The organism is Photorhabdus thracensis, assembly GCF_001010285.1.
Classification (GTDB): Bacteria; Pseudomonadota; Gammaproteobacteria; order Enterobacterales; family Enterobacteriaceae; genus Photorhabdus; species Photorhabdus temperata.
Genome location: NZ_CP011104.1, coordinates 3,913,473 through 3,927,902, shown reverse-complemented (window position 1 = coordinate 3,927,902; position 14,430 = coordinate 3,913,473). Strand labels below are relative to the sequence as shown.

The following is a 14,430-nucleotide window of genomic DNA, read 5'->3' as shown; positions in this document are numbered from 1 at the left end:
AACACCAGTCTTCGAAGCGTTTGATATTTTTCAATAATAGCGACCAACTTAAGGTAAGGATAGCAAGGGAAAACAAAAATAATGGTCAAGTCTCAACCGGTACTGAGATACATTACGCGGCTGATGCCCGCGCTGTTCGTAGCGATCACTTTATCCGCGTGCAGCTCGCCAGATTCTTCAAAGTTTCGCAATACACAAACTGATACGCATGCAGTAAACGGTAAGAATGGCTTCTTACTTCAAGCGTCTCAGGATGAATTCGAAGCACTGGTCCGTAATCTGGACATAAAATCCAAAATTCTTAGCCAATACAATGGCTGGAAAGGAGTTGCCTATCGACTCGGCGGCAACACTAAGCGTGGTATTGATTGTTCTGGCTTTGTTCAACGTACTTTCCGTGACCAGTTTGGCATGGAACTACCACGTTCAACACTTGAACAACAAAACATTGGCAAAAAAATCGACCGCTCAAAATTACGTCCTGGCGATCTGGTTTTGTTTAAGACGGGTGCTCGTACAAGGCATGTTGGTATCTATGTTGGCAATAACCAATTCATTCATGCCTCCACCAGCAATGGTGTGATTGTTTCCACGTTAAACAGCGCATACTGGAGCAAACGTTATTATGGTGGCCGCCGGGTCATCAACAATACCGTAATGCCTCCTAACGGCTAAGAATCCTTTCCCTTGCGTACAAAAAAGCGCTTCCATCAGAGGAAGCGCTTTTCGCGTTTATATCAGAATGGGTAAAGAGCTGTTATCTTTTCAGCAATCGCAGCACCAAGTGTCTTCAAACGACACATAACCGCACTCTCGTCTTCACTATCAACAAACAAGCACGGCTGACCTTCCCACTCAATCACAGTACTTTCAATTTGCATATCCGCAAGTGATTGCTGTAATTTTTGCATAACATTCCATGCAGCCGTATCTTCGTGGCTGAGTAACTTCAACCCCATCAGGCTACTTTTTACATTCACTTCATCAACTGGAAGTGGTTCAACTTTAATACCCGCAAAACCGGGTGACCACCTGTAACTTTGCGGTAGTCGATGTACCACCGAAAGCTGAATATTATTCACAAATTATTCCTACCTGAAAGAACATAGATACAAAAGTTAAAGTTAGCGACTATCTTCAGGTGTTCTACTCGCCAAAACCGAATAACTACCCCCAAAAAAAGGTAAACAAAAAGTTAAATTTGTGTTTATAGTATTACATTAATTTCAAACTTCACCTTAGAAAAAATGAGATCAATCTCGCATTTTGCATATATTTATACTTTTTTTAAAAAAAACTCAACTTGTTTTCATGCAAAAAACCAACTGTATGTTTAATTATTGTTTACATATTTTATTTTTTCAACTCAACTCTTTAACATAAAAATCAAACAAGAACTGCAAAAACAAATAGATAACAATATGTTTTATAAGGAAAAAATAATAACAACCTAATGATAACGCCCTTGAATATTTTTTTATTTAACAAAAATACAACAACAAACTTATAATCACTATCAATACATCAATAACCAATCATTTCCGCAGAAAAACAATTCGGAATTTCCTTGCATTTAAAGCTCAATCTCTCAGCCTAATTCGAATATAAAAATCAATAATGCGACATATAAAAAGTCATAAAAGAATAAAACAGCAATAACTTCATCCCTGAAGAATATAGATATCATCAAACCATTCAACACCAAAATATCCCTAATATTCGGGAGACAACCCAATAATCTCGCTGATAACATTAGTATTTCTAATGATAATTTTAGTAATACAGAAAATGCTTTTATACCACACAGTTAATACCATTTCATTGGATAGATATTCGAATAACACAGTGTGGCACAACCCCCTAATCTGAATGGTTATTTAAAAAATTATATTAAATATCATCCTGTCAAGATGGAATATATTGACGAAGACAGACATCATTCTGTAATAAAATTATGCCTCAATGGCACGCACGACCTCTTTTTGCATATATAACAAACAGCACAGCCAAAATAACACATAAAACCATAGAACCAACCATTGGCCAGGCACTGCGCGCAGGTAACATGGCAAGTAATACCCCAACCAAAGCACTAATCCCAAAACGAATGGTACCTGCCAGTGAAGATACTGTCCCTGCCATATGCGGGTAACCATCTAAAACCACCGCCATTACATTAGATGTAATCATAGCAATACCACAGACATAAGCTGCCACACCGATGACCAGAGAAATAAAACCAAAATCCAGTACGGTAGACAATAACAGCCAGATCCCCATAATAAACTGCACACTTAAACCAAAATACATCATTCTCAATGCACCAAAGCGCTGTACATAACGACTATTTATTGTTGTCATCACAAACAGAAATACGATATTAAGCGCAAAATAATAACCAAATTTCTGCGGCGACACACCATTCAACTCAATATAAACAAACGGCCCAGCACTGAGAAAAGAAAACATTCCCGCAAACGAAAATCCGCTGGCAAGCATGTAACAAAACACACGGCGCTGACGGAATAGCATAATAAACTGACTTATAGTTGTGCGAAGGTGAAACTTTTGTCTTTTCTCTTTCGGTAAAGTCTCTTTTATAAAGAAAGCGACAAGGAATACCCCAATAACAGCAGTGATCGCAATACTCCAGAAAATAGCATGCCATGTGAACCAAATCATCATCATGCCACCAAGAATCGGAGCAATTAATGGTGCAATGGTCATTACCAATATTACAAAAGACATACTGCGTGAAAATTCATCTTTCGTGAACATATCCCGCATCAAAGCATTAATAACAACACTCGCCGCGGCGGCGGAAAACCCATGCAAAAACCGCATATAAATAAAATCGTCAATATCCTTGGCTATCGTACACGCGGCTGAAGCCAGAGCAAACACAATAACACCACCCAGAATAACCGGCTTACGGCCCAAACTGTCAGCCATTGGGCCATATATCATCTGACCGATAGCAAAACCAAAAATATAACTGCTCAATGTCATCTGAACCCGCCCACTATCAACACCGAAATCTTCGGCAACAGTCGGCAAACTGGGCAAATACATGTCAATGGCAAGAGGCATTAACATAGAAAGCAGTCCAAGGATCAAAATCAACCCTAAATAGGATGATCGTTGTTGTTGCACGCGTATTACTCCAATAATTTAAAATGATTAACTAAAACTAAGAACCTGCCCCAGCAGGCATGATTGTTGCGGGCCACACTCGTGTACCCTCAAGCTATCGCTTTTGTCTGAGCACTGCCCAAGTTCGCTCTTGTCTACAAAGAACAGCAAATAAAATAGCGCTAACGGAATGGGCGCTAAGATTGAGGAACATTGATACTGGCAATTTCTTGCTCAGTTAACGGTCGGTACTCCCCTGGTTCCAACTCAGGATCTAAGATAATTTCACCGATTCGCTCACGATGAAGCTCTGTTACCCGATTACCTACCGCTGCAAACATGCGTTTTACTTGATGGTAACGCCCTTCACTGATAGTCAAACGAGCTAATTGAGGCACCAGAATTTCCAGTTGAGCGGGTTTTGTCAGTGTTTTTTCACCATTGAGTTGGACACCCGCAAGAAATTTATCTGCTGTCCCTTCTGCAACAGGATATTCAAGAGTGACCAGATAGGTTTTTTCACAATGATGTTTTGGGGCAGTAATACGATGGGACCATTGACCATCATCAGTCAGCAAAACCAGCCCCGTGGTATCCATATCCAGCCTGCCAGCCGAGTGTAATTTATGCGCCGCCGGTTCATCAATAAAATAGAGAACTGTCGGATTTACCGGATCATCCGTGGAGCAGACATACCCCTGCGGTTTATTTAGCATAAAATAACGAAGCCCTTGCTGCTGTTCCAGTAATGAACCATCAAACATGACCTGTTGCTCTGGAGCTAATTTATAAGCTCCGGTTTTTACAGTCTCACCATCAACAGTGATACGTCCCGCGCGCAACTCACGCCCCACTTCATTCCGGCTGATACCAAGCTGTTGTGACAGAAATTTATCCAATCGCATGGATGAAGACACCTGCATTAAATTAATTCAAAAATAAACGTGACCCTACTATCTTGGTCCTACAACGCAAAACCACCAAAAAAGATGATGTAAGATGAATTCAAAAGCTTTCAAAGCTAATCATAACCACGTTTACTATAAACAACAATTATCCATTTGTTATAACGGGTTATAGTTTCACTCAATCAGATGATTATCTTACCTTACTTCTATCCGCAGTAAATTGATAAGAAAAATGTTACTCTTCCGCAAATATTTTTCTGTTGTGGAACAAATATGACTTTCACTTTACGTCCCTATCAGCAAGAAGCCGTGGACGCCACAGTCAATCATTTCCGGCACCATCGTGAGCCCGCAGTCATTGTGTTACCAACCGGAGCAGGTAAAAGCCTAGTTATTGCTGAACTGGCAAAATTGGCTCGAGGGAGAGTCTTAGTATTGGCGCATGTAAAGGAATTAGTTGCACAGAATTACAGTAAATATTGCACATACGGTTTACAAGCAGATATTTTCTCCGCGGGATTGCAGCAGAAGCAAAGTGCAGGAAAAGTGGTTTTTGGCAGCGTGCAATCTATCGCCCGTAATCTTGAGCATTTTAATAATCAATTCTCTTTGCTGATAATTGATGAGTGCCATCGTATCAGTGATGATGAAAACAGCCAGTACCAGCAAATTATTCATCACCTTAGACAAAATAACCCACAACTCCGTATTCTTGGTTTAACAGCAACACCCTATAGAATGGCTATCGGCTGGATATATCAATATCACTATCACGGTATGATCCGTGGTGATGAAAATAGTTTTTTCCGTGATTGCATATATGAATTGCCATTGCGTTATATGATTAAGCACAGTTTCCTGATCCCTCCGCAGCGACTGGATATGCCAGTTATGCAATATGATTTCAGCCAGGTCCGCTCCAGTCAGCAAGGTATTTTCAATGAAACGGATTTGAACCGTGAAATCAAACGACAAAAACGCGTCACACCTCATATTATCAGGCAGATCATTGAATATTCGGCTGACCGTAAAGGAGTTATGCTTTTTGCTGCAACAGTCGAACATGCCAAAGAGATCTTTCAATTACTTCCTTCCGGCCAGGCCGCATTAGTCAGTGCCGATACATCAATCACCGATCGTGACTTGTTTATCGAAGCCTTTAAAGCTCAACAATTGCGCTACATGGTTAACGTTGCCGTATTAACTACCGGATTTGACGCGCCTCATGTCGACCTAATAGCCATCCTGCGCCCTACCGAATCCGTCAGCTTATATCAGCAGATTATTGGCCGTGGTTTAAGATTATTTCCGGGTAAAAAAGATTGCCTTATTCTCGACTACGCAGGAAATCCTCACGACCTTTACACACCGGAAGTTGGCAACAGTCGGCCAGATAAGCAGAGCCAACCGGTTCAGGTATTCTGCCCTATCTGTCACTTTGCCAATATATTTTGGGGCAAATGTACCTCCGACGGTGAAATTATCGAACATTTTGGACGCCGCTGTCAGGGCTGGGAAAATGATCAACACGGCAAACGTCGTCAATGCGATTTCCGCTTTCGTTTTAAACTCTGTCCCCATTGCGGTGTAGAAAATGACATTGCAGCACGGCGTTGTCACCGTTGCCAGGAGGTGCTGGTCGATCCTGATGATATGCTGAAAGCGGCATTAAAACTCAAAGATGCCCTGGTACTGCGTTGCGGTGGTATGCAACTCATCCCTGGAACTGACAGTAAAGGTGAATGGTTGAAAATCACCTATTACGATGAAGATGGCACCGATGCCTCTGAACGCTTCCGGCTTACAACCCCGGCCCAACGACGGCTCTTTGAATACCAGTTTCTCCGTCAGCATCAACGTGCCCCGGCGGTACCTTTTAACTGGAAAACGGCTTCAGACATCGTTCATCAGCAACCTTTGTTACGTCATCCAGATTTTGTCGTCGCCCGTAAAAAAGGTCAGTTCTGGCAGATTCGTGAAAAGATCTTTGATTACCAAGGACGCTTTCGTCGAGCAGATGAATTGTATTAATAGGCCCCAATTGACGTATTCCATTTGCTGTCACAACCATTTTTCGCTAGAATGCCGCCCGTTTAACGCCCGCGTTAAGCCAAATCTCGAACCTGCTGCTGGGTCGCCTGTAGCAGGATTTATTTTCTTCTTTAAAGAGAAAAAATAATGTTTACTATTAATGCAGAAGTACGTAAAGAGCAGGGCAAAGGTGCGAGCCGCCGCCTGCGCAGAGCTAACAAGTTCCCAGCTATCGTATATGGTGGCAACCAGGAGCCTGTTTCTGTTGAGCTGGATCACGATCACGTTATCAATATGGAACACAAAGCAGAATTTTATAGCGAAGTTCTGACTCTGGTTATCGACGGTAAAGAAACTAAAGTTAAAGTGCAGGCTGTACAGCGCCATCCGTTTAAACCAAAACTGGCGCACATTGACTTCCTGCGTGCTTAATTAGCCACAGTCGAGCTTTTCGGGACGCCGAGTAAATAACGCCGCATTTGCGGCGTTATTTATTTCAGGTATCAGTGACCACCACTGCGCCGCTGTAATTGGTCACGTAAATTTGGTGGCGTGCCCTTAATTGTTAAAGTGTCCGTTACCGGGTCCCAGAAAATTCTTTCGCCAAATAACATTGCATCGAAATTAATTGTCAATCCGCCACCGCTTCCGGCAAATTTAGTTAACTGACGCAATGTACTGCGATCCGCTGGAAAACACGCTTCCAATTCATATCCCTGTTCCTGAGAAAATTGCTGGAAATTCTGCTCGCCCAATGTTGGCAATTCCTGAGACAACGCCTTAATCTCAATTTCCTCTCCTGCCTGCAATTGTTCATTACAATAACTGTATACTTGCTGGCGATATGCCTGGCGCTCATTTTTATCAAGCTGACCTGACTCGCAATAATCATCAACGGCCTGTAACAGCCCCTTATTCTGAACCTTAGCATTCATCCCTTCACTGGCAGCAAGAAAATCCATAAAGAAATCTGAAACCTTACGTCCTACCCGCCCTTTCAGAAACGTTAAATAACGGCTTGATTCAGGATTAGTTTCCCACTCAGTCAAATCTATACGAGCAACAATATCAGCATGAGGGATATCCAGATAATGCGTGGTATTTAGATCCAGATTATCGTTAACAGACATACTGTTACAGCTATTAAGTACAGCAATCAACAAATACTCTACCGCCAGATAACGATACTGACAGAACAGGACAGTCCCACCTTCAGCAAACGGATATTTTGCCAGTTCATCCCTCAGACGTGCCGTTGCGGCGCGACTGAACCCCAGAAAATCCTCATCACCGTTGCGCTGATGTCTGAGCGCTTCAGCCAATTCACTCTCTTCATTAAACAGGCCATAAGCTTTGCTTTTTGCGCTATATACACGGTGTAATTCAGCCATCATATCTTCCACCACCCGGTCGGTGGCGAGCAGAGAATCACGCAGCACGACATCCAGTGTCTGCTCATCACGCTTGATTAATTGATGCAAGGCAATTTGGTCTATTTGCAGACTCATTCTTTCTACTCCTTTCGCTGCTTATTTCATTCGCATCTAACGGCGTATTCAAACACTGATAACCCACTGCTGCAATAAAAAACCCCGGGAAAAATAATGTTTCGCCATGTTCCATCAACTATTATTTACTGACAGATATCAGAAAATTGTTAAAGACGCGCTATTACTGCAACATAAAATCTTAACCATGAATTAATTTGCCACAAAAGAGCAGAAAATCACGCACCTATACGGTAAGATAGTGTGCTTTGTTAGTTCAGGAAGTCTAAATTTATGCCACAGTCATCTCGTTATAGTGACGAACACGTTGAACGTTTATTAACAGAATTAGTCAGTGTTCTGGAAAAAAACCATACGCCGACAGACCTTTCTCTGATGGTACTTGGCAATATGGTAACAAATTTAATCAATACGAGTGTATCTCCTGCCCAGCGCAGACATATTACTGACTCGTTTGCACACGCGCTTAAATCTTCAATAAACGAAGATAAAGCCCATTAATTTTTAACTAAAGACCACAACGTAAACAAAATATGGTGACTAGCCGTCAGCGTTATCGAGAAAAAGTGTCCCAGATGATTAGCTGGGGGCATTGGTTTGCCTTGTTTAACATCCTGCTCAGTCTTGGATTAGGTAGCCGTTACCTGTTTGTTTCTGACTGGCCGGGCTCGCTGCTCGGCCGTGTCTATGCTTTGACCAGTTGGCTTGGGCACTTTAGTTTTATTGTTTTTGCCGCTTACCTGCTCATTCTGTTTCCACTGACATTTATTGTCATGTCACAGCGCCTGCTAAGGTTTCTTTCGGCCATTTTCGCCACAGCCGGGCTGACACTGTTAATATTCGACATTACCATCTACCACCGTTTCCACCTTCACCTGACACCTTTAGTCTGGGATTTAGTTATCAATCCTGATCAAGGGGAACTGGCGCGGGACTGGCAACTTATGTTCATCTGTATTCCAGTCATTTTTCTAGTACAGATGTTATTTGGCACCTGGAGTTGGCAGAAACTACGCAGCCTGAGTCGGCAACGGTTCGGCAAGCCATTGGCTGCCGTCCTTATTTCTGCCTTTTTGGCTTCCCATATGATGTATATCTGGGCTGATGCTAATTTTTATCGTCCGATAACCGTGCAGCGCTCTAACCTGCCGCTTTCTTATCCAATGACAGCCCGCAAGTTTCTTGAAAAACATGGCCTGCTGGATCAACAAGAATATCAGCGCCGTCTTATGCAACAGGGGGATCCTGCTGCATTAACAGTGGAATATCCGCTTAATGATCTGACTTATCAGGATAAAGGCAGCGGGTACAACCTGTTAATACTGGTGGTTGATGGACTGGATAATAAAGACATTACAGAGAATATGCCTGTACTCTCCCATTTCAGAGAAACCAGCGTTCAGTTCAATCAACATTTCAGTAATGGCATTCAAAATGATACCGCCCTATTCGGGCTATTTTATGGTATTTCTTCTGGCTATCTGGATGGAATACTCGCTGGACGTAAATCATCAGCACTGATTAATGCACTGACTCATCAGGGATATCAATTCGGCTTATTCTCCTCTACAGGATTTAATACTCCACTTTATCGTCAGGCATTACTTTCCGACTACTCATTGCCCACAGCGGTCAACCAAAGTAATCAACTTACGGTAGCACAGTGGCAGCAATGGCTAAATTTACCCACTAACAACGCCCCGTGGTTCTCGCTCTTGAAAATGAGTGGACTGGATGAAACTGATTCAGAAGGGAATACGGCAGCTCTTGATGTTCAAATAAGCGCTGTATTAGAGACGCTGAAAAACAAAAACGCGCTGAATAATACGGTCATTGTTATTACCGCCGCACATAGTGAAATCGCAGCTACGCATCCACCAAAATGGATAAATAATGACAGATTTAATCGTGATCAAATGCATGTTCCCCTGCTTATTCATTGGCCAGGAACACCATCACAGACTATTGATAAGCTGACAAGTCACCAGGATGTCATGACAACATTAATGCAGCGTTTGTTACATGTCAGCAACTCTCCTGATGATTACTCTCAAGGCGAAGATCTGTTCACAGCGCAACGTAATAGCCCATGGATTATTACCGGTGATAATGGCTCTCTGATCATCACAACCAGTGAGAACACCCTGTTTCTGGATAAAAACGGTGATTATTCCTTATATGACCTTGAAGGCAACGAAGTCAAAGATGCTAAACCCAATCTGGCACAACTGTTACAGATACTCACAGAGGTTAAACATTTTATAGCTAATTAAATGCTTAAAAATCAATCGGTCATTAAATTTAGCGCTTGCTTTAATTCATAAAATCAGTAGTATAATAAAAGTTATCGGCATGTAGCGCAGCTTGGTAGCGCACCGTCATGGGGTGTCGGGGGTCGTAGGTTCAAATCCTATCATGCCGACCAAATTTCCCTAGAAAAACCAACCTGTTAGGGTTGGTTTTTTTATGCCTGGGGGTTGGCTGGGGAAAAATTAGGGAAAAACTGGGGCAAAACCCCGACTTCAAACCTGGCATTTATAGCCATTCACAAACCCGCCTTTCTTACCTAAAAATATAAAATTATCTAATTATTACTGTCCATCACTTCAGCACCCCGGCCACTCAACATCAGGAGCCCACACACATGGGGATCATTATGCTGCTCTCACTATGTAGTTAAATGCTATATTGCGGGGGCGATTCTCTGAGGCTACAGGAACAACCCTTGCCGTGTTGAACCCAAAGCCGTATGGAGTATCCGTGTTAACATTATTTACCGATTTAAAACTGCCATCTGTCGCTATTCCAAGAACTTGACTAGCATAAAAAGCCCCTCTTATTGCCAAATGATAGTTTGATGCTATCGTGCCAGCAAACGAACCTTGGATATTTCTGATGGCATCGCCCTGAGGAGTTAGAATTCTACGGCCACTATCAACACCTCGGCTATCATCCCAACCTCGAATAAATTCGCCTCTTAAATCAGGTAATCTACCATCAGGATAGGCTTCAGCTAATTTCGGAAATTTCAACGTATCAAAGACCGCACCGTTACATTGCAACCATCCAGCGGGCGGTGTGGCAGTCGGCCAAGGAGCAGGAACACCTACAGGAATGTTAGCAATATTTGAAATTTTCTGTTCTAACGCTCTATTTAATTGCTCAGTGAGTTTAGCTATATCACCATCATCCAGAACATCATCGCTAGATTGTTCCGCAATAAAATTAGCCACCACAGAGGCTATTGTCGATGATTGGCATAACGCCTTATTTAATACAGGAATAGAAATATTCTCTGGTGGAAACCCTACCTGCAAACTTTGACTTTCTTCATATTTTTCTTGGCTAATTCTATTAGCATCATTACTAACAGAAAAAGCCTTAAAATCATTCTTGTGACTCATATACCTTCCTTAAATTAAATAATGTTATAATCAATACATTGAATTATTGTAAAAATAATCCCCAATCCACACCAATCAAAGTCTAGTTCAGAAAGAGAATAATACGGTGTTCTTATTGCTTATAAGGTTAACTGTTTTTGTATAATTGACAACAATAAGAAATTCAATGTGTTGGAGTCTAAAACATACCAAAAATTTATATTTAATATCTAAAAATTATTTTTCAATTAATTTTCACCAAACATTTATGGCTGTCTTTTTATTTCTGGAATTTTATTAAAGCAAAAGCCAATCGGGAGAATTTATTTATTCTCCCTTGATTTGACGCCTATTGTTACCTACAAACTCAATAAAAAAACCAATTCTTTAACCTTTATCACATCGTTAGGAAATGTACCGGCATTAAAACCCCCAAGCGTACCAGACACATCTTGACCCAACTACCGGTCCAAATTCTTTTGAGTTGCGACTCAAGGTGCCAAGATTTTCCGCAGTGAAGCCTGATAATTGAATATTATTTATCTGCCAAATTGCTGTCATAATTCCACCACCGCTATCTTGCTGGCCAACTATAATCACCTTTTGTGGAAAAGGAATTGGGAAACTAACCTGTACATTAGGGTTGGCATATGAAGTAATATTAGACATTCCCCATTGCAATATTATCCCAGTATCACCACATTTCCACCAACCATTCTCTGACTTTAAGACTGTATTTTTAGCTCCTCTGGCATTGATTTGGTGGTCTATTTCTGCTTTGGTATATGATCCTATATCCACGGCATTCAAACTGATATCCGAGCTTAACGCCTTCCCATTCACTTTCCGGATATTAGGTACTCTATTATTAATATCTTCACGCAATGAATTTATTATTTCCTGAACAAGCTTTTGTGTAACCGCCAATGTATCACTATTGCCAATCACATTTGTCAGCTGAACAACGCCTTTTTGGGTTAACGAGGCATCTGGAACTTTTGTTGTGGTTTTTTGTTCTAAAGCTCTATTTAATTGTGCGGTGAGTTTAGTTATATCCCCATCATCCAGAACATCATTACCAGATTGTGTCGCAATGAAATTGGCTACGACAGATGATATGATTGACGATTGACGCAATACTTTATTTAATAAATGAGTAGGAACATCATTTGTCGGAAACCCAGTCAGCAAATCCTTACTTTCTTCATATCTACCCTGACTCGCTACATTAGCATTATTACTAATAGAAAAAGCCTTAAAATCATTCTTGGGACTCATATACCTTCCTTAAATTAAATGATGTTATAATCAATATATTGAATTATTGTAAAAATAATCCCCAATTCACACCAATCAAAGTCTAGTTCAGAAAAAGAATAATGAGGTATCTTTATTACTTATAAGGTTAACTGTTTTTGTATAATTCGTAGCAATAAGTCATTCAGTTTTATCTCAAGTTATAGATGGAATCTTTCGACATTTAAATTATAACATCAGAAAAATAACTGTAAAAATGGCCTGTTTATTCAGGCCATCTTCATTATTTTGGTGGTTCCTTCCATTGGATATCAGTTAATAATTTATTATTGTCTTATACTCCCAAATAAATTACAGGAATCATACTAACATTGAGTGGCCGGTTTTCGTTTGCCGTTGGCACAACTGTTGATGCATCAAAAGTGACATATGCTGAATATGAATGTTGGCTATTATCTACCGTTCCCGCAACAACTATATTAGTGTTACACTTAACACCATAAAATGCCCCACTGACACGAGTAAAAAGTCCATGAGACCGCCACCCCACATTACCTGTAATATTTCTAATCGCATCTCCCTGTATCACACCAGGTGTCAATCCAGCACGCATAAATACCCCTCGTCCATCAGCAAACAGATTAGGGAGGTTGATTTTATCACCATTCTGCTTAATTCCCCATGCGGCCTTATATGCATCAGATAAATTATTCAATGCCCTACCAACAGTTGAATCAATCGTGTGAATAGTCCCATCCGCAATATACTCTCCTTTAGCCAAATCTGATGCCGGATGTGCAGATAAATAAATATCACCCGGCCGTTTTGCTCCGATATCAATCGCGGAAAGCACAATATCCTCAGTCAACATCTTCCCGTTGATTTTCCGAGTATTAGGTACTTTGACATTAATATTTTCACGCAATGAATTTATTATTTCCTGAACAAGCTTTTGTGTAACCGCTAATGTGTCACTATTACCTACCACATCGGTAAGCTGAACAACGCCTTTCTGTGTTAATGAGGCATCTGGAACTTTTGTTGTACTTTTTTGTTCCAAAGCCTTATTTAATTGCTCGGTAAGTTTAGCTATATCCCCATTATCCAGAACATCATCACCAGATTGTTCCGCAATAAAATTAGCCACAACAGATGCTATAGTTGATGATTGACGCAATATTTTATTTAATAAATGAGTGGGAACATCATTTGGTGGAAATCCAGTCAGCAGATCCTTACTCTCTTCATATCTTTCCTGACTGACAACATTAGCATTATTACTAATAGAGAAAGCTTTAAAATCATTCTTGAGACTCATATAAATTCCTTAAATTAAATAATATTATTTTATAATTAATCCTATCTCTATTTAAGAATAGTCAATTCAGAGGCACCTAAGTTAATCATGCCAGAGAATCTCCACGATCAGAGTTTTTGCAAATACTCTGATCGTGCCTCAGATACTTTATTAGGTTAATTAGATATTCTTATAACTTATAATGTTAATAATTTTTTTATAATTGATTGCAATAAGCAATTCAATATCAATAAATTATTCTTCTCTCCCCTCTCTTATTTCTTACCTCCTATTTCAAGTTTCAGGTTGAATCTTTCAGTCTCTTAACATCAACAAAATCATTGTACAAATAGCTTGTCCATTCAAACCATTTTCATTATTTCGGCTGCTCCGGCCACTCAACATTAGGGACCAATGAAATATCAACTCTGTTCAACATCACTCTATATTTCTTCCATGCTAATAAAGCCTCTTTTTCAGCTTCTGTAGCAATATCTAAATCAACAGCATCTTGTAGTGGCGTAACGATATTATTAACTTTAGTCAGTAGTTGAAATTTCTCATATTCTGCTTGCTGTATTAATTCTTCTTTAGTCGCAACATAAAGTAATATTTTCTGACCGTCAAATATCCATTTCTCTTTGGTTTTCTCATCAAACCTTATAGGAGCATCATTCTTATTAATTTCTGCGACGGAAAAACCAAGTGGCGCAAGTTTAGATACATCAGTCGTTATTGCACGAATGAGGCCTGTCGCATCATACATAATTTTTAATGTATCTATTGAAAATTGACTTTGAGATCTATACCAATCATTGCCCTGCTTATCTTGAAGATAAAGTGCAAATTGAATAGCGTTTTCACTGTCAGGTATATATTGTTTAAATGGACCAACATTTATTAAATTCATTATT

The 14,430-nt window shown here is 40.4% G+C and carries 13 protein-coding genes and 1 tRNA gene; 6 read left to right on the top strand and 8 right to left on the bottom strand.

Going from position 1 to position 14,430, the window contains the following annotated elements; all coding sequences use genetic code 11:
* Positions 1-81 precede the first annotated feature (81 nt).
* Positions 82-675 (top strand): bifunctional murein DD-endopeptidase/murein LD-carboxypeptidase, encoded by a 594-nt coding sequence (mepS, locus tag VY86_RS16955; protein WP_046975818.1) that lies wholly within the window; start codon positions 82-84, stop codon positions 673-675.
* Between the two features lie 62 nt (positions 676-737).
* Here mepS and VY86_RS16950 read toward each other — a convergent pair whose 3' ends face one another.
* From VY86_RS16950 to rsuA, 3 genes are all read right to left on the bottom strand, one after another.
* Positions 738-1,082: a YejG family protein gene (locus VY86_RS16950; protein ID WP_046975817.1), complete on the bottom strand. Its 345-nt coding sequence runs from the start codon at positions 1,080-1,082 to the stop codon at positions 738-740.
* Positions 1,083-1,959: 877 nt separating this feature from the next.
* Complete coding sequence (locus VY86_RS16945) at positions 1,960-3,153, bottom strand: Bcr/CflA family multidrug efflux MFS transporter (RefSeq protein ID WP_046975816.1); 1,194 nt, start codon at positions 3,151-3,153, stop codon at positions 1,960-1,962.
* Positions 3,154-3,329: 176 nt separating this feature from the next.
* Entirely contained in the window at positions 3,330-4,037 is a 708-nt protein-coding gene (rsuA, locus tag VY86_RS16940; RefSeq protein ID WP_046975815.1) for a 16S rRNA pseudouridine(516) synthase RsuA, read from the bottom strand.
* A gap of 276 nt (positions 4,038-4,313) precedes the next feature.
* Here rsuA and radD point away from each other — a divergent pair, with 276 nt between their 5' ends.
* Complete coding sequence (gene radD, locus VY86_RS16935) at positions 4,314-6,071, top strand: DNA repair helicase RadD (protein WP_046975814.1); 1,758 nt, start codon at positions 4,314-4,316, stop codon at positions 6,069-6,071.
* A gap of 147 nt (positions 6,072-6,218) precedes the next feature.
* Positions 6,219-6,503 (top strand): 50S ribosomal protein L25, encoded by a 285-nt coding sequence (rplY, locus tag VY86_RS16930; RefSeq protein ID WP_021324543.1) that lies wholly within the window; start codon positions 6,219-6,221, stop codon positions 6,501-6,503.
* Positions 6,504-6,574: 71 nt separating this feature from the next.
* On the opposite strand, the gene yejK is transcribed toward rplY, so the two are convergent.
* On the bottom strand, positions 6,575-7,579 hold the full coding sequence (yejK, locus tag VY86_RS16925) for a nucleoid-associated protein YejK (protein WP_046975813.1): 1,005 nt from the start codon (positions 7,577-7,579) through the stop codon (positions 6,575-6,577).
* A gap of 273 nt (positions 7,580-7,852) precedes the next feature.
* Here yejK and VY86_RS16920 point away from each other — a divergent pair, with 273 nt between their 5' ends.
* The 3 genes from VY86_RS16920 to VY86_RS16910 all read left to right on the top strand — a co-directional run bounded on the left by VY86_RS16920 (position 7,853) and on the right by VY86_RS16910 (position 10,004).
* A complete protein-coding gene (locus VY86_RS16920) occupies positions 7,853-8,080 on the top strand; it encodes a YejL family protein (protein WP_046975812.1) in 228 nt (75 codons plus the stop codon).
* 32 nt (positions 8,081-8,112) lie between these two features.
* Positions 8,113-9,852, top strand: coding sequence for an LPS biosynthesis-modulating metalloenzyme YejM (gene yejM / locus VY86_RS16915; RefSeq protein WP_046975811.1), 1,740 nt, complete (start codon positions 8,113-8,115; stop codon positions 9,850-9,852).
* A 75-nt stretch (positions 9,853-9,927) separates the two neighbouring features.
* Positions 9,928-10,004, top strand: a tRNA-Pro gene (locus tag VY86_RS16910).
* 229 nt (positions 10,005-10,233) lie between these two features.
* Here VY86_RS16910 and VY86_RS16905 read toward each other — a convergent pair.
* The 4 genes from VY86_RS16905 to VY86_RS26025 form a co-directional block, all read right to left on the bottom strand.
* A complete protein-coding gene (locus VY86_RS16905; RefSeq protein ID WP_046975810.1) occupies positions 10,234-10,983 on the bottom strand; it encodes a phage tail protein in 750 nt (249 codons plus the stop codon).
* A gap of 402 nt (positions 10,984-11,385) precedes the next feature.
* A complete protein-coding gene (locus VY86_RS26030; RefSeq protein ID WP_228940447.1) occupies positions 11,386-12,240 on the bottom strand; it encodes a gp53-like domain-containing protein in 855 nt (284 codons plus the stop codon).
* Positions 12,241-12,553: 313 nt separating this feature from the next.
* Positions 12,554-13,537 carry a tail fiber protein gene (locus tag VY86_RS16895; protein WP_046975809.1) on the bottom strand — a complete coding sequence of 328 codons (984 nt, stop codon included), beginning with the start codon at positions 13,535-13,537 and terminating at the stop codon, positions 12,554-12,556.
* Positions 13,538-13,892: 355 nt separating this feature from the next.
* The gene (locus tag VY86_RS26025) at positions 13,893-14,426 is read right to left on the bottom strand and encodes a tail fiber assembly protein (protein WP_046975808.1); all 534 of its coding nucleotides are present in this window, start codon (positions 14,424-14,426) and stop codon (positions 13,893-13,895) included.
* Positions 14,427-14,430: the final 4 nt, after the last annotated feature.